This window comes from Bacteroidia bacterium (genome assembly GCA_037045145.1).
Classification (GTDB): domain Bacteria; phylum Bacteroidota; class Bacteroidia; order AKYH767-A; family OLB10; genus OLB10.
Genome location: JBAOIA010000012.1, coordinates 145,940 through 166,471, shown reverse-complemented (window position 1 = coordinate 166,471; position 20,532 = coordinate 145,940). Strand labels below are relative to the sequence as shown.

Below are 20,532 nucleotides of genomic sequence, written 5' to 3'. Positions count from 1 at the left end.
CTATTAGGTATAACTGCAGTTTATATTGCCTGCGTTGGCACGAGAAAAAAAGTCAAATCAATCAAAAGCTTCTTTTCAAACAACGTGCCAAAAATTTGTTGAACCAAAAAAAATTCAAATGGCACAAAAAATCTACTTCGCAAATGCTGTCAACGAAATGACAACAGAAATCAGGAGTTTAATTAACCGACAGTTCAGGAAATTCAAGATCCTGAGTTTGTCATTATTATTACTTCATGTAATCTTTGCTGCATTATCACTGCTTCAGGTTGCAAATGCACAAACCTATGCACCGGTAAGCTACTGGACTTTTAACAGCAGTCCTTTTAATAAGGACTCAATGAATCGTACCAATATGGATTTTACTTCCTATGGTTGTGGTTACACAGTTTCTAATAACAGTGCTGTGGGTAAAGGTTTAATTTTAGGCAGCAATGGTGATAATATTAACACTGGTAATTTTGTGCCAGATACATCATTTGCCATTGAGTTTTTATTTAAGCCGGGCTATCAATTCAACCAAACTTTACTATTCAGAAGAATGGATGGAGGATTTTCCGCTAATTTTAATTTTGATGGAATTTATTTCTATACCTATACTTCAGGTAGCGGTTCAGACGAGTTGAAAGTTAGCTTTGATGGAATTGGTAAACGCTCGTATGGATATTTTGTTGATGGCAACTGGCATCATATCGTATTTCAATACAGTTCACTTACCGGAAAAAAAGAAATATATATTGACGGAGAATGTCCATCTGGATATTCAAAAACTATTTCAGGAAAGATTGTTAATGGCTCGAATACAAGTTTATTCTGGAATCAAGGTGTTAGTTATATGAAATACTTTGGTGAATATGATGAGATTGCTATTTACAACAGAACTGTTCCTTCCAAGTTAATTTATCAGCATTATAAAGATGCAGTGCAAACCAACAAGGCTTATAGCTTTAACCTTACTTTCAATGGTAATTTACCAACAGCATCACCAGTAACGGCAGGTTTGGATAACACAGAATTTGCTCCGGGGCATCCAAATCCAAATGTATCTGCAATTGATCAATTGAGAAGTTATCCTGTAGCTCGTTATAAAGCAGGAAATACATTATTGAAAAATTTCAATTGGGTGGATTTAATGTATATGGGTGGCCGTTTTCAAAGCGGTGTATCTGATGCACAGTCAGCAACAAACAGTACTGCCATTAATGAAGAGCTTGCTAAAAACTGGAACTACATGATTCAGCTTCGTCTAAGCATGGATCAGTGGGGAAATGCATGGGCAAATCTTGCTAATCAAAATCCACAATTAGGAACGTCTTTAATTACACTTCGTGCACAGTTGAATCCTTCATTAATCAGAAGTCAGAATTTGTCTGCTGATAAATACCTTCAAAATTCTTCAGGTAATTTTATTGATCCAAATGGAAACAACTCATCAACTAAGTGGTGGAGACCTACAGCACCTGTAAGTGCTTATTCCGGTGATGGCAATCAAATGAAGTCAAACGTTCAGGATGTGTTGAATGCTTTGACAAGACCATTAACAATGATAAATGAGAATGGAGAAGTGTTTGCATGGAGTACAGATGCTGCATTAGCTGCTGACCCTGCAGTGGTTGCTGCAAAGAATGCTTCGGGTTTGGATTTCCAGACTTTTCAAGCAAGAAAATTTAAAGAGAACGAAACACAATCATACCGTGATGTTATCATGGATATTCCGGCATTATCTAATACAAAATTTACTGAGTATGGAATTGATGGCTTTCCTCAATATCGTCAAAAATACAGTGAAGCCCGTTTGGTGAATTCAGCAATAAATGGTCAGCGTTACAGTACGCCTGATTTTTATCCACGTTGGCCATACAACTGGCGCAATTGGATAACTGCATGGCATGGTTGGCAGTGGATAGTTGATAGCCGTTATTATGAGTTACAAGCAGGTGATAATTTATTCTCTCCATTTGTTGCAGCAGGTTGGGATGTTAATGAAGATAACAATATGCGTCCTGCACAGTTTATGGGATTGCTAAAATGTCTGAACATGATTGGTGCTGAATTTTTCTATACAGGTTATTTTAACGAATCAGGAAATTACAACCCACCAAATCCACCACCTGCAAACCCTGCAGGTTATGCATGGCAAACAGCAATGCCCAGTTATGCACAAGCTGTTGCTAGCCGCTATGAAGAATTCTTACGCAATGGTAGTGTAATGCCTGGCGATGTACCTGCATATTATAGCGCACCTTCAGGTAAACCGGGTTATACTTTCTGGGCTGGTGACTTACGTAAATTAGTTGTAGTAAGAAAACATAATACACAATCTAAATTTGCCATTACCGGAACCATTCAGCCAAACACAAGTATGGTTGGCGGTGCAGAAAATGAAAGTGTAGCAACAATTACACTAGATGGTCAACAGGTAAAATTCAAAGTAAGACGTCAAGGCAGCACTTATATTTATGATAAAACAAATGCATCATCTCCTGTATTTTATCAGTTAGATGAATGGCATGAAAAGTCTCATCCGTCATTCTGGTCAAAAGATTTTACAATTGAATCAGAATTGTATGATAATACCAACGCAACATATAGCTTGAAGACCATTCAGCCTCAAGGTGCAGCCGCAGGCGATTATACTAACTTTACTACTGCAGTTGTGTTTCCTTCAACACAATCTACATTTACGCCATTAGAATATGTGTTTCAACCAAGAAGCGCAGCGCAAGCAAACTTATATTTGTTTGTTCGAGCAAGAAGTACAGATGGGACTTCAACAGGTTTTGGTGTTGCTGTTGACAATGGTGCATCAAAATCTATCGGTTGTGTAACTGATACAAACTGGACATGGTATCGTTTAGATGCATGTTCACAGCAGGCTATTCAGTTTAGCGGTCTTAGTGTTGGAAGTCATACAATTCGTTTTACTCCAACAAACAATAAGTTAATGATTGATAAATTCATTTTATCGGCAAATAATAATGTCATCACAAACTATTCAATGGTGGCTTGCAATTCCGGTGGAACAGCTACTATCAATGCCGGTGGACCAACAACATTCTGTCAGGGTGGAAATGTAACATTAACTGCCGGAGCAGGCAATTCATACTTATGGTCAAATGGTGCAACTACACAATCAATCACTGTTTCACAAGCAGGAAATTATGTAGTTACTGTTTCACAGGGTAGTGGTTGTGCTGCTATCAGTAATCCGGTAACAGTTACAGTAAGTTCTGCTCCTGCAGCTACAATTTCTGCAAGTGGATCAACAGCATTATGTCAGGGTGCTTCTGTTACATTAACGGCTAGTGCTGGTGCATCATACCTATGGTCAAATGGATCAACATCACAATCAGTAACAGTAAACACAGCCGGCAATTACGTAGTAACAGTAAGTAATGCGCAGGGTTGTTCATCAACATCAGCAGCAACAAGTGTAACTATGACTGCAGGTGGAACAGCAACTATTACAGCCGGTGGGCCAACAACTTTCTGTCCTGGTGGTAGTGTAACATTAACTGCCAACACAGGTTCTTCATACTTATGGTCAACAGGTGCAACCACAAAATCAATAACTGTCAATACAGCAGGTTCATATTCTGTTACAGTTAATAATGGATCGTGCAGTGCAACATCTGCTCCAACTTCTGTAACAGTTAGTAATTCGGCAACAGCAACTATCACTGCCAATGGACCAACCACATTTTGTCCGGGTAGTAATGTTACTTTAACTGCTAATGCAGGTTCATCTTATCAATGGTCAAATGGAGCAACTACTCAATCAATAACAGTTAGCGCAGCCGGTTCATATTCAGTAACCGTAGCTAATGGGAATTGTTCAGCTACATCGGCTCCAACAGTTGTTGCTGTGAGTAATAATGCAACTGCAACTATCACAGCCGGTGGTCCTACTTCTTTCTGTCAGGGCGGAAGTGTAACATTAACAGCCAACACAGGCACTTTATATTTATGGTCAAATGGCGCAACAACAAAATCAATAACTGTTAATGCATCTGGTTCATACTCTGTAACGGTTAATTCAGGTAGCTGTTCAGCAACGTCTGCCCCAAAGGTTGTAACAGTAAGTCAAATACCAACAGCTACAATTACGGCTAACGGGCCGACTAGCTTCTGTCAAGGAGGTAATGTAACTTTAACTGCCAATACAAGCACATCATATTTATGGTCAAATGGTGCAACAACAAAATCAATAACTGTTAATGCTGCCGGTTCATATTCTGTAACCGTTTCTAATGGAAATTGTTCAGCTACATCGGCACCACAAACTGTTACAGTGGCATCAAATCCAGTTGCAACAATTACACCTAATGGTTCTACCATGCTTTGTTCAGGAGCAAGTGTAGTATTAAAAGCAAGCAGTGGTTCATCATATTTATGGTCAACAGGTGCAACAACACAATCCATCACTGTGTCTGCGGCAGGAAGCTATACCGTAAAAGTTTATAATGTACAAGGATGTGTAACTACATCTGCTCCATTGGCTGTTACTACAGGTGGTGCATCTGCAACAATTATTGCTAATGGCCCAACTACTTTTTGTCAGGGTGGTGGCGTAACATTAAGTGCCGGTGCAGGAACATCTTATCAATGGTCAAATGGAGCAACTACTCAGGATATTAATGTGAGTACATCAGGAAGTTATGTTGTAACTGTTTCTAATGGTTCATGTTCGGCAACGTCAGCACCGTTGGTTGTTACAGTGAATCCATTACCTGTAGCTACTATAACTGCCAGTGGTTCAACAACCATCACACAAGGTCAGTCAGTAACTTTAACTGCATCAGCAGGTAGCAGTTATTTGTGGTCAACCGGTGCAACAACTTCTTCAATTACTGTAAATACAGGGGGAAGCTACACTGTAAAAGTTACTAATGCACAAGGATGTTCTGCTACATCATCACCAATGGTCATAACCGTAGTAAACAATTCGCAACCTGCATCAATAACAACTACTGCTGCTAACAATCAGATTTGCTTGGGTCAATCTGCAACGCTTACTTCAAGTCCTGGAATGCAATACATTTGGTTACCCGGGTTACAAGCTACACAAAGTATAGTTGTTACTAATCCCGGCACATACACTGTAAACATCAGAAACAGTGACGGTTCTACATCAACTGCTAATATCACCATCGCTCAGGCACCAACACCAAACAAGCCTGAAGTTACCTACACTTATGTTACAGGCACAATGTATCAGCTTAAAGCATTTGAACCAAGTGCAGCATCTTACCAGTGGAATGGTGGTCAGACAACGCCAACAATATCTGTAAATGCATCAGGTGTTTACTCAGTTGTAGCCAAGAATGCTTATGGATGTCAGTCACCGGCAGCAAAAATTCAAGTTAACTCATTAGAGCCTGCACCTTGTGCTAAACCTGATATGTTAAGTGCGTTTAATATTATTGATAAAAAAGCTTCGTTGATGTGGAATCCTGCTGTTTCGGCCGATTCATTCAGAGTTGCTTATAACGTAATGGGAAGCTCAACAGTGATTGTAAAATATGTTCGTTCACGAAACAATATTGATATTAACGAATTATTACCTGCAACTACTTATCAGTGGAGAGTTACTGCAATCTGTGCAGGTAGTGCAATCGTAAGTGCAACAGAAGTATTTACTACACTTAGTGGCCCTACCGCTTGCGGCAGTACTGTTGTAAATACATTTACCACTAATGTTACCAACAGTTCAGCACAGCTCAATTGGTATGGTACACGTGCAACTAACATCACCATACGTTACAAAAAGTTAGGCGCATCAAGCTATACCTATAAGTCACTTGCTACTAACAATACTACAGCATGGGGATTTAATTTAACAGGTTTAGTTTCCGGAACTACCTATCAGTGGAGCGTAAAGACTGAGTGTGGAAATGTATCAAGCAACTACAGCAGCGATAATTATTTTACTACTACAAGTGGATGTGATGTGATAAGTGGAATTACTATATCAAATGTAATGTCAAACAGAGCTACTGTAAGCTGGAATCCACAACCAGGTGTTTCCTATGTGGTGATAAAATACGCACCGTTAACAAGTAATTCGTGGAAATATGCCTATGTCAGAGCCTCTGCAGGACATACCATTATCAGAAACCTTAGTCCGGGAGTGTTGTATAATGTTCAGCTCAAATCTATGTGTACTTATTCAAACAATTCTGCTTATAGTTCTATGGAGAATTTCACAACAGGCAATGCACGATTGGGAGAAGCTACTTCTGAACTGATGATCAATGCTTATCCAAATCCTGCAGATGACCACATTACCTATGCCTTTGATGCAAAGAAAGAAGGTTATTACTTTATCAGAGTTAGTGATATTGCCGGTCGGGTTTTATTGAACGATAAGAAGATGGCTTCTGAAGGAAACAATGGTGGCGACATTGACCTGAGAATGTTTACTCCGGGAGTTTACACGCTAACCATCACAAAAGGTAGTGAAGAGAATCATATAAGATTTGAAGTGAATCGCTAAAAACAGAAACAGTAGCTTCAGAATAGGGGAGACCGTAACTGGTTTCCCTTTTTTTATGGTAAATCTTCATTGAACAGTTTATGTATAGTTGTTATTATTGCCGTATGATATTGAAAGCTAAATGCCATGTTTTAATTTTTGCGTTGTCGCTGCTGACTGTTTTTGTTAAAGGGCAAAAAGTTTATGTCGTTGCCAAAGTAAATGGCAACGATCCTGCACTACCTTTGCAGGGATTAATGATTGTAAATAAAACCACCGGAACAGGTTTTTTTTCAGCTGATAATAATTCGTTTCAGTATGGTTTTAATAAAACAGATACTATTATGGTGAATGCGACAGGCTATTCTGTAAAAAAGCTGTGTTTTAAAGATTCGATGCAAAAAGACACATTCAGAATAGCAGTCTTGCTTGAAAAACCAGTTGTTACCTTGAAACCTGTAATTATAATTCCGCCTCGCGAACTCGAAGTCATTCAAAAAGATATTGAAAAGCTCGGCTATAAAAAAGAAGACTATATGGTTTCTGGCATTGATGCATTTGAAAGCCCGATTACTTTTTTGTATCAATCTTTCAGCAAACGAGAGAGAGCTAAACGAAATATTGCCCAACTGAGAAACGAAGACAATAAACGAAAATTACTTAAAGAGTTATTTCGGAAATATGTTGACAATGATATGATAACTCTGGATGAAGAAAAGTTTGACGACTTTGTTGATTTTATTAACGTCAGCGATGAGTTCTTGAAAAATTCTACACAATACGATTTTATCCTTTATGTAAAGAAAAAGTTTGAGCTCTATAAAACATTAAAGAAATAGGAGGGAAATCATTTTTGTAAAAATCCGGGTAGAATATCCTTTGATGCTGCAGCCATTTCTATTTGCATTAATTTTTCTGAAGCTTCAAGCGCACGGTTAACAGCAACAGTAATCAACTCTTCAACTTCGTGTTTATCTCCAATTTTAAATAACGATTCATTGATGGTTATTGAGCGTATGCGGTTATTGCCGTTGGCTTCGACTACAACCTTGCCATTTTCTGCTTCTCCTGTGACAATTACTGTTTCCAGTCTGTCTTTTATCTCTTGCATTTTTTTTTGTGCCTCGGCTAACTTTCCAAACATGATTTCATTTTTTTTATGCAAAGTTAAGGATACCGGCTAAATGCTCTGAAATTTGACTGCCAAAAAGTTGAAACAGTAAGTTCAATGTAAGGTTTGAAGAAGTTTTGATGTAAAAAAAAAGAGCATCTGCCGTAAAAGAATCTAAAAATTTAAAAGTATGCGCTTTTTGACTGTATTTGTTTTTTGTTTCGTTTTAAGTCAGACATCCAATGCACAACGCGAATTGATAGAGTGGAATGATTCACTATCCTTAAAAATGGAAGATTATAAAGGGCCAATAACATCGCCTGACAAAAACCTGCATATTTCAACCAACTGCGGCTTGTATTGTATTCCGCAGATTGTTGGCGACACAGCCATTTTGACCATTATTGCATACATGGATAAAAACAAATCGTGGGTACGTAAAAAAGATGTAACACCGGCATTGTTGGAACATGAAAAAGGTCATTTTGATTTAACTGAAGTCTTTGCCCGTAAGATGAAAAAGCGGGTTTTGGCTTTAAAGACCAATAAGCGCACCTTCATAAAAGACGTGCAGGAAGTGTATGACAAAACATGGGTGGATCTGCAGAAGCAACATCAGGCTTACGATAAAGCAACAGAGTTTTCCAATGTAGAATTTGCACAGCGAACCTGGCAGAATTATATTAAAGAACATTTAGTGCAGTATCATTTTTATGCCAGCCAAACTATTCGCTTTCCGATAAAGGATTAACACATTGTTACATTTTTTATTTTTGGCCAATGGAAGAACGTGTAAAGTCCGATTTATCTAAATTTAATCCATCAGAATTTGACCGTGGCGCATCTTCATTAAAATTTTTTCTGTGGCATTGGGTCAATGTTATTTTTTTCATCAGCCCTTTTTGCCCTTCGAGTGCAATACGATGTTTTTTGCTGCGCCTGTTTGGTGCAAGGATAGGGAAGGGCGTAGTCATCAGCAAGCCCGGTGTTAATATAAAGTTCCCCTGGCGATTGACAATTGGCAATCATGTTTGGATTGGCGAAAACGCATGGATTTATAATCTTGATCAGGTAACTATAGGAAGCCATGTAAACATAGCACAAGGAGCTATGATACTTACAGGCAATCACAATTATAAAAGCTCAAGGTTTGAAACCATTTTTGGCCCTGTGACAATTGAGGATGGTGTTTTTATTGGAGCAAAAGCTATTGTTTGTCCCAACGTAACATGTTATTCTCACAGTGTGCTGGCAGCAGGTTCTGTGGCTACATCAGGACTTAAAGCTTATGGCATCTATCAGGGCAACCCCGCAGAGTTTAAAAAGGAGCGTGTGATACAGCATTAAATAGTTAATGAAGAACATGGTAGTTTTTTTGATACGAGAAAAGTAAATCATTATTTTTTAAAAATCAATCAAAACCGTGAACTATTTTTCCAAAATAAATTTGGAATTTCAATTAAACAGATTTAATTTTGGTTTGCATTTGGATAGATGCATGACATAATTACAAACCAAAAAACCATGTTTATGAGAGCTATTACATTACCCCCCCCCCCCGCAAACAATTTTCTGAAAAGCACCTTTAGCAGGTTAAGGAAAAATGTTTTGAAGACAAGAATTATTGCATTATTGCTGGTGTTGCTTCCGTGCTTTTTAAAGGCGCAATATGCTGTAGTAGGCAACACAGAAGACTGCATGAATAATATTTCAGTATATTCAGTCAGCGGAACACCATTACCTGCAACATACACATGGAATGTATCCGGTGGCTATATCGTAAGTACGGGCACAGGCACAGTGAGTATAGGTTGGAGTGCAGTGGGTTCAGGCTCTGTTGGTGTTACTTTGTATGATGTTTCCGGAACAGTAATAGGAACACCATCGCTTGCTGTAACAGTAAACCCATTACCACAGCCTGTATTAACCACAGATTTCACCAATAACTGTGTTATCTATAAAGAGCATGAAGGACAGGTAATGCCCACAGTAGTAAACGACACCTGCTGGCATGTTTGTGAAAACGGAACTGTTCATTACTTCGCAAATCCCGTTAACGTTGGTTCGGTATTAAATTGGAGCGTAACAGGGGCACAAAGTTTTACAGTCATTTCAAACAATGAGATAGGAGTTTTGTGGGGAAGTGCCGGCAACGGAATGGTTTCTGTAACGGAGACCGATGGCAATGGTTGTGTAAATACGACTGAAAAATGCATTGAGATAATTGAATCGCCACTGGCAATAATAACTGCATATCCCGGAGATGTGGATTGTCGTTTAGGAGGCTCAATTGCTGTCTGTCTTGAACAGAATGCTTTGTTTTTTGGTAATGCTGATCTTGGAAATTCAGGCTCGCCAATTGTAAGTTGGTTGTGGGATTTTGGTGATGGTACTTTTTCGACACATAGAGATGAAGTACATTCATGGCTAACCCCCGGAACCTATCACGTAACGCTCACCGTAACCAATGCTTGCGGTTGTACAGGCATATGTTATGTAACGGTAGAAGTTGACCCGGTAAATGGTGTGAATATAGAATGCCCGACACCGATATGCCAAGGCGATACAGGTAAATATTATACCGATGCAGTGAATTGCAGTTCTTATAACTGGGTAGTTACCGGTGGAAACATACTTTCACCAACGCCTTATGGCAGTAGCATACAGGTAGAATGGACAGGAGGCAGCGGCAATGGAATTTTATGTTTAGATAATACTAACGGTGGGTGTGGCAATTATTGCCCGAGTGAAACTTGTGTTGAGATACCAATTATTTCTACAACAAGTAGTATTGACGGGCCAACATTAGTATGTAAAGGCTCTCAGACAAAATACAGTGTTCCTGCCATGACGGGTTGTGTTTATAACTGGCAGATAACAGGCAGCAATGGTACAATTATTTCAGGTCAAGGCACCAACGAAATACTGGTAGATTGGGCAAGTGCGGGCACATCAACCCTAAGTGTAAATTATAACAATGCCTTATTAGATTGCGGAGGCACTGCAAGCATAACAGTTGAAACCAAGCAGCCTTTTAGCATTAGCGGCCCCACAAAAAGTTGTCCGGGAGCAGATGTAGTGCTAACTGCTGTTAATCCTGATAACGTGCTGTTGGATTGGACTCTGACAGATGCTTCTCAAAACACTATATATCTTGGTAGCGGCACCGGTATTCCTGATTTTACTATTACAGGGTGGACTTATCCGAGTGGCACCTATATTATTACAGCATTAGACAATACCAACAGTTATTGTAATTACATTGCAAGCATCACTATTGAAATAACAGACGCCCCACCGGCACCGGCACTGCCTGTTGGCGATAACCCAATATGTCCGGGCACAGTACATTTGTATAGCGGCACAACATTGAATGCCGGATATTATTTAGAATGGAGTACAACACAAGGATTGCCTGCAACAGGCACAGGCAATGAATTGTCAATAGGCTGGATTAATACAGCGCCTCCGCATAACTATTCCATCAGTTTGGTACAGGTAGAGTCTTCTACAGGATGCAAATCAATGCCAACGGTATTGCCTATACAGGAAAGATTATACATCAACCCTGTCATAACCGGTAATTTTACACCCTGCATAAATAAACAGGTAACCTATCAGATTTCCAATGCTGCTCCTCAGGGTAATTATATATTCGACCAATTGGAATGGGTAATCATTCCAGCTACAGCAGGCAGCATCATCAGCGGGCAAGGCACTACCAGTGTAACCGTGCAATGGAATAACCAGCCTTCTCCCTCCGGTGTTTACGATACGTATCTTCAGGTAAAGACATCACTTTGTGGTTCGCCCCCAATCTCTTACCCGAATACGGTGTTCGACCCACCCAACATTTCACTGGGCGGAGCACCTTCTTTGGCTATTACAGCATCACCCAATCCTGCTTGTGAAAATACGCCTATAACATTTACAGCCGTACCGGCACTACCGGGTAATTATACCTGGAGTTTTGGTGATGGCAATAGCGGCAACAGCCCATTAACAGCATCGCATTCTTATGTGCTGACTCAAGGTGCCAACCTCACAACCTTTGATGTTACCCTGACGGTTGATGATGGCGGCTGCCAGTCTTATGCCAGCACCAAAGTTGACGTTAATCCTGCTCCCTTACTTTCACTGACCCTTTCGCCTTTGTATTTCTGCCCACCAACTACGACCAATATAACAGCCACGTTAGTGCAACAATCAGGTAGCTTTAATTATTCGTGGAGTAATAATGCCTCCAATAATACCAACATTAATACACTTAATTACTTAGACACACAACCATTCGGTATAACTATTACCAATACAGTAACCGGTTGCGCATCATCACAAACCATTTCAATTTCAACTTGTTCGCCCAATCCTATACCGTGTAATCCCGATCCAATAAACATTAGTTTTACAGCCACGCCTGCATCAGATTGTCAAACGATAGATTTTACAGAGAGCTTCAATCCTACACAGGCAAGTTTCTTATTGGATTTTGGTGATGGCGTTACTAGTAGTCAGCCTAATCCAACACATACATACAGCACTGCCGGACAATATAGCGCCTGTTTGTATGCCTACGATAATACCGGGCAACAGTATTGCGACCATTATTGTGCACCAATACCTTTAGCCCTTATTCCTGATTTTATAACCTCGCTGCATTGCAGCAGCACACCGGGAAGCTATGATGTGGAGTTTATTGACCTATCAGCTTTTATCACTCCAATAACCTCTTGGGAGTGGTATTCAGGCACCACACTGCTAAGCACAAGCAACCACCCAACCATTACTTTGGCAGCAGGCACCTATAACATTAAACTAAAAATAGGAAATGGTACCAAATATTGCGAACGCACACTAACAATAAATATACCAGCACCACCCGTAGCATCATTTACCGTTGCAGGAGGACCCTTTTGCAAGGCGCAAACGGTAGTGCAGCTAACGGCAAGCAACACCAACGTGCATCATGCCCTTTGGGATTTTAATGATGGTGCTACTTTTATCCCACAAAACCCGGCTTCCTCTATTAATGCGCTGAAAGTGTTTGGAGCTGGATTCATTATTTATAATGTACAACTAACCGTTACCGACAAATACGGCTGCACCTACACAAGCACACAACAGGTAACGGTTAACGACAATCAATTAGGAGGGGTAATAAGCCCTGCATCTGTGTCTTTTTGCCCGGGAGCAAATGGAAGTTTGGAGTTAGATTTTATTACAACTCCAGGACCTTACACACAACCCACCTCATGGTTATGGACAGGAGGAATTACCACACCTACACTAACGGTAATTCAAACAGGGCAATATTTTGTTACCGTTAGTGATAATAACGGCTGCAGCTACAGTCCGGCAAAACCGGGTCAGGCAGCAGTGGTTAATGTACCAAAGCCTGTTGTTTGGGGTGATTTGACACTGTGCGAAGGCGATGCCATAAATTTAGATGGTAATCAAGGTAGTGCCGTACAGTATAACTGGACAGTGGTTGACCCCAATAATGTTACTACAACCTTTAGTCAATCGTCCATTCATATTGCAGGTGCCGTTGCCGGAACCTATCATGTAACACTTGACATTACCACAAACGGCTGCAGCCGCAGCACCTCTGTGGATGTTGATGTAAATCCGTTGCCCCCATTGCCCGATATTCAAAGCAGTGTAGCACATGCCTGCGAAGGACATCCCATAGACCTGACAGTTATGAATGCCGGTACCTACTGGGTAAACTGGAGCAATGGCGCAAGCGGACCTGTTGTTACGGTTTACAATGCCGGTGGCTATCAGGCAACACTCACTGATGCCAATGGCTGTACTAATCATGCAACCTTTGAAGTGCATGAAAACCCCTATTCAGGATTTATGATGACAGGCTGTGTACAATATTGCGACACGTTGCCTGTAACCGTATTCGGTAGTGGAAATTTGTCATTTGAAAAATGGATATGGTATGTTGATGGTGTTGCTCAAACTTCGGGACAGCAAAGCCCGGTCCAAAATCTTAATATGGGATTGCTCAGCCCGGGTGTGTATGTAGTAAGACTACAGTTGGTAGTTGCATATCCTGATGGGACAAATTGCGAAATGATGTCTGATGCTCTTGAAATTACCATTATACCATGCCCTTGCAGGCTTTATCCCGAAGGTAAAATTTACTGCATGAACGAAGTAAATGGTGATGTACAATCATTGAATAATTATCACTTCGAGATAGTAACCAACTACAGTTGTTCTGCTAATCCCAATGTCATGGTGACTTCGCCAGATGGCGGAGTGTCAATGCTGCCGAATTCAAATCCACCGCAACTGCTCACCGGCATATTATCAACCTACAGTGCTTACCCGAACAATGTTTGTTTTGACATTAACATAACTGATCCTAACAAGCCGGAGTGCAGCTGCAACTACCTCTATTGTATGAAATTGCCCAAATGCGGAGTTCCTGTAGGCTGTGGCACAGAAGCTAAAATAGACAATGTTCAATGTATTGGTCATGATGCCAATGGCAACAGAATCTATAGTTTTACACTTACGCTGCTAAATTCGCCACAGCTATTCTCTATGTTCACGGCTCAGGGTGGTGTTTTAGGCACCATGCCGGCCACGGTTGGTCCCGGCACGACTATTATCAACAGTTCAATAACCGTAAACAATAATGCAAGTTTCTTTTGCATAACTTTACATGGCTATAATTTTACTACCTACACAGCTTGTAAAACATCTGGTTGCTCTGGTAATTTGCCTCCTTGTGGTATTATCTCAAGAAACGGAGAGAAAAACACTACCGCACCACTGCTTCGGGTAAGCTATCAAAATGATGGTAACGATGCTGTTCAGATTTCGACACTAAGCCTGATGCCTAACCCCGCTAAAAACAGCGTTACCCTACGTTACAGTGCCCGTACAGGTGGTATTATTACCATCACTTCTGCTGTTGGACAAAAAATGTATAACGAAAAAGTGACAACAGAAGGTCTGGTAGAACTTTCTACACAGCAATGGCTGCCGGGAATATATTTTGTTACCCTGCAAAGCAATGCAGGAGATTGTTTGGTTCAAAAATTAATCATCATCAAATAACATTCACAATGAAAACAAACTTAAAATTATTTCTCTTATTCATGATGGTGTTTGCAAATGCAACAGCACAAACACCCGGTTGGCAGTGGCTGTCGCGTGTTGGCGGTTATAGCGGCAATGGCAATGGTGGCAGTGGGCCTGACGAATGGGTAAAAGATGTAAAGACCGATGCACAGGGCAACGTGTATGTCTGTGGAAGGGTATGCTATGGAGCCAACTTTAATGGCGACACCATGACTACCTATCAGGGCTATTTTACCTTGTTTATGGCTAAGCTAAACTGTGAAGGAAACTTAGTGTGGGTAAGAACGGCAGGCTCTACCGGAAATACAGCTGATGGAGAGGCTTATGGTCTTGCATTGGATGATTATGGCAATATCTATCTTACTGGATTTATTAGTGCCAACCAATTCAGTCCTACCCAGTTTTTTGATACACTGATAACAGAAGAAACACATGATTTTTTCTTAGCCAAGTTTGATACGTCAGGCAATTATAAATGGGCAAAAATTGCAGGGCCGGGGCCGGGAGTAACCGGGACAGGTGGATTCAAGATTCAAATTACAGATGACGATATGATTAATGTTTACGGTACTGGAGGTGGAGGTTCTTCGGGAGTTTTTTTCCCGGGCTATAATATTAGTTTAAGCTGGTGCTTTTCAGCACGTTTTGATACTTCCGGAAATATTAACAGGCTTCAGAACTTAGGTAGTGTATATGGTCCAAGACAAAATGATTATAAAATAAGCCCAACAGGCGATCAGTACATTACAGGATTTTTTTATTTAGACTCTATGGTAATTGGTGATACCACATTATATAAAATTACAACAGCATCAGGTGGCAGTGATTTATTCTTAGCAAAATTTGATTCATCAGGAAATTTTAAATGGGTGAAACAAATAAGTGATAGTGTCCCAAGTGGGAACAAAGGTTATGGAATTTCATTTGATCCACCGAATATTCTTTTAGTAGGTGGTATTAATGCTTCGGTAACGTTTGATGGTTTCACATTCCATAATAATTACGATACAAGTATATATTCTAATTTTCCATTTATTGCAAAATTTAGCCCTAGTGGGAATTGCATTTGGGCTACAAACTCACATCATAAATATGTTACCATGGCGACAGGTGGAATAACTACTTTGAGTAATGGAGTGTCCTATTACAGTGGTTTTTTTTCAGGACCGGCAAAATTCGGTACAGATTCCTTTGCCAGCACAGTACTAACGGATATTTTTTTGGCTGAAGTATCGCCTTCGGGAGTAATTACATCCGGGACAAAAATCACAAGCATGGGTGGCGGTGATGAGCCACAGTGTATAACGCACGATAGCAGCGGCAACGTATATGTTGGCGGTAGCAACAGAAGCAGTTTAACCCTAAATGGTGTATCCTACCCTTTTCAGGGAGGTGAATCCGATGGTTTTATAGCCAAGTGGGGTACTAACTGTACGGTGGGAATAGCAGAACAGGAGTCTATGCCGGCAGAAGATTTGTTTTTATATCCTAACCCGGCTAAAAACAGCGTTACCCTACGTTACAGTGCCCGTACAGGTGGTATTATTACCATCACTTCTGCTGTTGGACAAAAAATGTATAACGAAAAAGTGGCAACAGAAGGTCTGGTGGAACTCTCTACACAGCAATGGCTGCCGGGAATATATTTTGTTACCCTGCAAAGCAATGCAGGAGATTGTTTGGTTCAAAAATTAATCATCATCAAATAACATTCACAATGAAAACAAACGTAAAATTATTTCTCTTATTCATGATGGTGTTTGCAAATGCAACAGCACAAACACCCGGTTGGCAGTGGCTGTCGCGTGTTGGCGGTTATAGCGGCAATGGCAATGGTGGCAGTGGGTCTGACGAATGGGTAAAAGATGTAAAGACCGATGCACAGGGCAACGTGTATGTCTGTGGAAGGGTATGCTATGGAGCCAACTTTAATGGCGACACCATGACTACCTATCAGGGCTATTTTACCTTGTTTATGGCTAAGCTAAACTGTGAAGGAAACTTAGTGTGGGTAAGAACGGCAGGCTCTACCGGAAATACAGCTGATGGAGAGGCTTATGGTCTTGCATTGGATGATTATGGCAATATCTATCTTACTGGATTTATTAGTGCCAACCAATTCAGTCCTACCCAGTTTTTTGATACACTGATAACAGAAGAAACACATGATTTTTTCTTAGCCAAGTTTGATACGTCAGGCAATTATAAATGGGCAAAAATTGCAGGACCGGGGCCGGGAGTAACCGGGACAGGTGGATTCAAGATTCAAATTACAGATGACGATATGATTAATGTTTACGGTACTGGAGGTGGAGGTTCTTCGGGAGTTTTTTTCCCGGGCTATAATATTAGTTTAAGCTGGTGCTTTTCAGCACGTTTTGATACTTCCGGAAATATTAACAGGCTTCAGAACTTAGGTAGTGTATATGGTCCAAGACAAAATGATTACAAAATAAGCCCAACAGGCGATCAGTACATTACAGGATTTTTTTATTTAGACTCTATGGTAATTGGAGATACAGTACTTTACAAACCGTATAATGCAGCCTGCCCCACATGTTGTAATATATTCTTAGTTAAATTTGATTCGACAGGGCAGTTTCAGTGGGCTCGTAATTTTGGTGATACAGTTTATAGCTTTAACAAAGGCTATGGGTTATCTATGTTTGGGCCAGATATATTATTAACAGGAGGACTTAATACTGCTGCAAATATTGATGGTTTCTCACCAACAAATAGTTTAAGTACTAACATATATATGGATATACCTTTTGTTGCAAAGTTTAACTCAAATGGTGTTTGTACGTGGTTTACAAACTCCCAACATAAATATGGTAGTTGGGCAACAGGAGGTATAACAACTTTGAGCAATGGAGTATCATACTACAGCGGTTTTTTTGGCGGACCGGCTAAGTTTGGTACGGATTCTTTTGCAAGCACAGGATTAACGGATATTTTTTTAGCAGAGGTATCACCATCAGGAGTAATTACATCCGGGACAAAAATCACAAGCATGGGTAGTGGTGATGAGCCACAGTGTATAACGCACGATAGCAGCGGCAACGTTTATGTTGGCGGTAGCAACAGAAGCAGTTTAACCCTAAATGGTGTAACCTACCCTTTTCAGGGAGGTGAATCCGATGGTTTTATAGCCAAGTGGGGTACTAACTGTACGGTGGGCATAGCCGAACAGGAGTCTATTCCGGCAGAAGATTTGTTTTTATATCCTAACCCGGCAACAACAGAAATAAATATTCAGAATAAAGTGCAAGGTATTACCAACATAACAGTTTATGATGTTGTAGGCAAAAAAATATTGAGCAAAAAAATACTGAGTAAAGAACTGTTAGTTAAGATAGAAGTATCGTCATTCTCACCGGGCATGTACATTGTAAAAGCCACAGGCAATGGGTATCTGTCAACTGCCAAGTTTGTGAGGGAGTAGGGGTGAAATTTTTTAACATGAATATTACCTTGAAACCCTTTCTAAACCCTCTTTAGCATGTGGATAATTATTTTGTCTCAATTGTAATGCTTTGGTGTAATCCTCTTTGGCAGCAGTAATATTGCCTACATATTCATAACACAATCCACGATTGTAATAGGCTTCTGCATAGTTGGGGTCTGCATTAATGGCATCGGTATAGTGTTTAATTGCCTGGTCATAAACTTTCAGGTATTCATGATGTATGTAGCCTAAGTTGAAATGCGCATTCTTGTTTTTTGGGTTTATCTGAATAATGTCTGTATAAAACTGTATGGCTTTGTTAAACTCCTGATTGTCCTGATACCATAAACCAAGTCCGTACATAGCTTCTTCGCTGTTTGGTTTAATTTTTAATGCATTTGTATAATAGTCCACACAAAGTTTGTTGTTCTGCAAATACATCAATAAACCTAATTGAATCTGTGCTTCATAAAATTGTGGATCTATGGCAACAGCATTTCTGAAAGCTGTGATGGCAGCTGCTGTATCTTTTTTCTCTTTTAAGTTAAAACCCTGCATCAGTAAAGCCTTGGTGTTTTTTGGGTCTTTCTGTAATACCGTATCTAAGTAAAGTAATGACTGCTCCTGATTGTTGGTATATAAAAATATTTCGGCTAACTTAAAAGCAGCATCAAAGTTTGAAGGTTGCATTTGGCGCACTTTCACTAATGCATTGCGAGCGTCTTTTACTTTATTCATTCTGAAACTAAGGTCGGAATAAAGCATCAGATATTCCGGGTCGGATGGTTTGATGTTAATGGCTTTTTCCATATCGAAATACGCCAAATCAAACATACTTTTTTGGGCATAGGCAGTGGCACGGTCGAAATAGTTTTTTGGATTGGTGCTGTCGGCTTTTATGTTTTCTGTGAGTAAAGCAATTTTATCTTTTGTTTCCTTAGTTTCATTTTTGTTATTGGTGCATGCTGCTATCAGAAGCACTGAAGTGCAAACTAAGTAGAATCCTGTAAATCTCATTTTTATATTATTGTTGTGCAAATATCGTTATATAATGAAAAAAGCCACCGAAATTCGGCAGCTCCTTTCTTTTACCAATAAACAAATAATTATTTTTCTAAGCTGTTTTTAAATTCATGGCTTCTTTAATCTTATTTTCAATCTCATCGGCAAGCTCAGGATTGTCGGCAAAAAGTTGTTTCACCGAATCACGTCCCTGACCAAGTTTGGTATCGCCATAGCTGAACCACGAACCGCTTTTCTTTACAATGTTTAGTTCAACACCAAGGTCAACAAGTTCTCCGGTTTTAGAAATTCCTTCGCCATACATAATGTCAAATTCTGCCTGACGGAATGGAGGAGCTACTTTGTTTTTAACCACTTTAACACGTGTGCGGTTACCTGCAACACTGTCACCATCTTTTATCTGTCCAATTCTGCGAATGTCTAAACGTATTGATGCATAATATTTCAATGCATTACCACCGGTTGTTGTTTCAGGATTTCCAAACATGACCCCAATTTTTTCGCGAAGCTGATTGATAAAAATGCAGCAACATTTAGTGCGATTGATACTTGCAGTAAGTTTACGCAATGCCTGTGACATCAATCGTGCCTGCAATCCCATTTTAGAATCGCCCATTTCGCCTTCAATTTCACTCTTTGGCGTTAGGGCAGCAACAGAGTCAATAACGATTATATCAATGGCACCGGATCGAATAAGGTTGTCTGCAATTTCAAGTGCCTGCTCGCCATTGTCGGGTTGCGATATTAGAAGATTCTCAATATCACAACCTAATTTTTGAGCATAAAAACGATCGAATGCATGTTCTGCATCTATATAGGCTGCAATGCCACCATTTTTTTGTACGTTGGCAATAGCGTGAATGGCTAATGTTGTTTTACCTGAAGATTCGGGTCCATAAATTTCAATTACACGTCCTTTAGGAAGTCCGTTAATGCCTAAAGCAATATCTAATGAAATACTTCCTGTCTGTATGGCTTCAACCGGTTCAATGGCATCTTCGCCCATGCGCATAATAGTGCCTTTACCATAGGTCTTATCTATGCGCTCAATGGCGGCTTGTAAAACTTTTAATTTCTCTTTGTCGGGTGCTTGTACTGTGCTCATGTGTCTTATTTTTTTGAATGTTTATTCCGACAAAGTAATGGTTTTCGGCAATTCTGATTTATGAAAATTCAATATTTTGTTTTCAACAGCGGCAATGCCGTCCTCGTTGTGATTGTAAATCTGTTATTTAGGTCTGATTTTTATTTTTAAATCAACAGGTTTAGTGACTGCATTACAATCAAATTGGAAATTTTAAGGTTTTAAATGAATTTATGTAAACGGCATATAATCAATGTGTTATATGATTGTTAGGTATAATTACTGCT

10 protein-coding genes are annotated in these 20,532 nt (G+C 39.9%); 7 read left to right on the top strand and 3 right to left on the bottom strand.

What is annotated here, in order from left to right; all coding sequences use genetic code 11:
• Positions 1-118 precede the first annotated feature (118 nt).
• The gene (locus V9G42_10115) at positions 119-6,496 is read left to right on the top strand and encodes a fibronectin type III domain-containing protein (GenBank protein ID MEI2759767.1); all 6,378 of its coding nucleotides are present in this window, start codon (positions 119-121) and stop codon (positions 6,494-6,496) included.
• A 104-nt stretch (positions 6,497-6,600) separates the two neighbouring features.
• Positions 6,601-7,314, top strand: a complete 714-nt coding sequence (locus V9G42_10110; protein MEI2759766.1) for a hypothetical protein — start codon at positions 6,601-6,603, stop codon at positions 7,312-7,314.
• 8 nt (positions 7,315-7,322) lie between these two features.
• Here V9G42_10110 and V9G42_10105 read toward each other — a convergent pair whose 3' ends face one another.
• Positions 7,323-7,619, bottom strand: a complete 297-nt coding sequence (locus V9G42_10105; GenBank protein ID MEI2759765.1) for a YbaB/EbfC family nucleoid-associated protein — start codon at positions 7,617-7,619, stop codon at positions 7,323-7,325.
• Positions 7,620-7,785: 166 nt separating this feature from the next.
• Here V9G42_10105 and V9G42_10100 point away from each other — a divergent pair, with 166 nt between their 5' ends.
• The 5 genes from V9G42_10100 to V9G42_10080 all read left to right on the top strand — a co-directional run bounded on the left by V9G42_10100 (position 7,786) and on the right by V9G42_10080 (position 18,135).
• A complete protein-coding gene (locus V9G42_10100) occupies positions 7,786-8,337 on the top strand; it encodes a DUF922 domain-containing protein (GenBank protein MEI2759764.1) in 552 nt (183 codons plus the stop codon).
• A gap of 29 nt (positions 8,338-8,366) precedes the next feature.
• Positions 8,367-8,933, top strand: coding sequence for a WcaF family extracellular polysaccharide biosynthesis acetyltransferase (locus V9G42_10095; GenBank protein MEI2759763.1), 567 nt, complete (start codon positions 8,367-8,369; stop codon positions 8,931-8,933).
• A 147-nt stretch (positions 8,934-9,080) separates the two neighbouring features.
• Entirely contained in the window at positions 9,081-14,666 is a 5,586-nt protein-coding gene (locus tag V9G42_10090) for a PKD domain-containing protein (GenBank protein MEI2759762.1), read from the top strand.
• Between the two features lie 8 nt (positions 14,667-14,674).
• The gene (locus V9G42_10085) at positions 14,675-16,399 is read left to right on the top strand and encodes a T9SS type A sorting domain-containing protein (protein MEI2759761.1); all 1,725 of its coding nucleotides are present in this window, start codon (positions 14,675-14,677) and stop codon (positions 16,397-16,399) included.
• Positions 16,400-16,407: 8 nt separating this feature from the next.
• Positions 16,408-18,135: a T9SS type A sorting domain-containing protein gene (locus tag V9G42_10080; protein ID MEI2759760.1), complete on the top strand. Its 1,728-nt coding sequence runs from the start codon at positions 16,408-16,410 to the stop codon at positions 18,133-18,135.
• Between the two features lie 24 nt (positions 18,136-18,159).
• On the opposite strand, the gene V9G42_10075 is transcribed toward V9G42_10080, so the two are convergent.
• A complete protein-coding gene (locus V9G42_10075; protein MEI2759759.1) occupies positions 18,160-19,155 on the bottom strand; it encodes a tetratricopeptide repeat protein in 996 nt (331 codons plus the stop codon).
• A gap of 97 nt (positions 19,156-19,252) precedes the next feature.
• Entirely contained in the window at positions 19,253-20,266 is a 1,014-nt protein-coding gene (recA, locus tag V9G42_10070; protein ID MEI2759758.1) for a recombinase RecA, read from the bottom strand.
• Positions 20,267-20,532 lie beyond the last annotated feature (266 nt).

Bases quoted from the DNA above. Each gene is read 5' to 3' on its own strand.
- V9G42_10115 (MEI2759767.1), top strand. From the start codon at position 119: ATGGCACAAAAAATCTACTTCGCAAATGCTGTCAACGAAATGACAACA.
- V9G42_10110 (MEI2759766.1), top strand. From the start codon at position 6,601: ATGATATTGAAAGCTAAATGCCATGTTTTAATTTTTGCGTTGTCGCTG.
- V9G42_10105 (MEI2759765.1), bottom strand. From the start codon at position 7,619: ATGTTTGGAAAGTTAGCCGAGGCACAAAAAAAAATGCAAGAGATAAAA.
- V9G42_10095 (MEI2759763.1), top strand. From the start codon at position 8,367: ATGGAAGAACGTGTAAAGTCCGATTTATCTAAATTTAATCCATCAGAA.
- V9G42_10090 (MEI2759762.1), top strand. From the start codon at position 9,081: ATGCATGACATAATTACAAACCAAAAAACCATGTTTATGAGAGCTATT.
- V9G42_10085 (MEI2759761.1), top strand. From the start codon at position 14,675: ATGAAAACAAACTTAAAATTATTTCTCTTATTCATGATGGTGTTTGCA.
- V9G42_10080 (MEI2759760.1), top strand. From the start codon at position 16,408: ATGAAAACAAACGTAAAATTATTTCTCTTATTCATGATGGTGTTTGCA.
- V9G42_10075 (MEI2759759.1), bottom strand. From the start codon at position 19,155: ATGAGATTTACAGGATTCTACTTAGTTTGCACTTCAGTGCTTCTGATA.
- recA (MEI2759758.1), bottom strand. From the start codon at position 20,266: ATGAGCACAGTACAAGCACCCGACAAAGAGAAATTAAAAGTTTTACAA.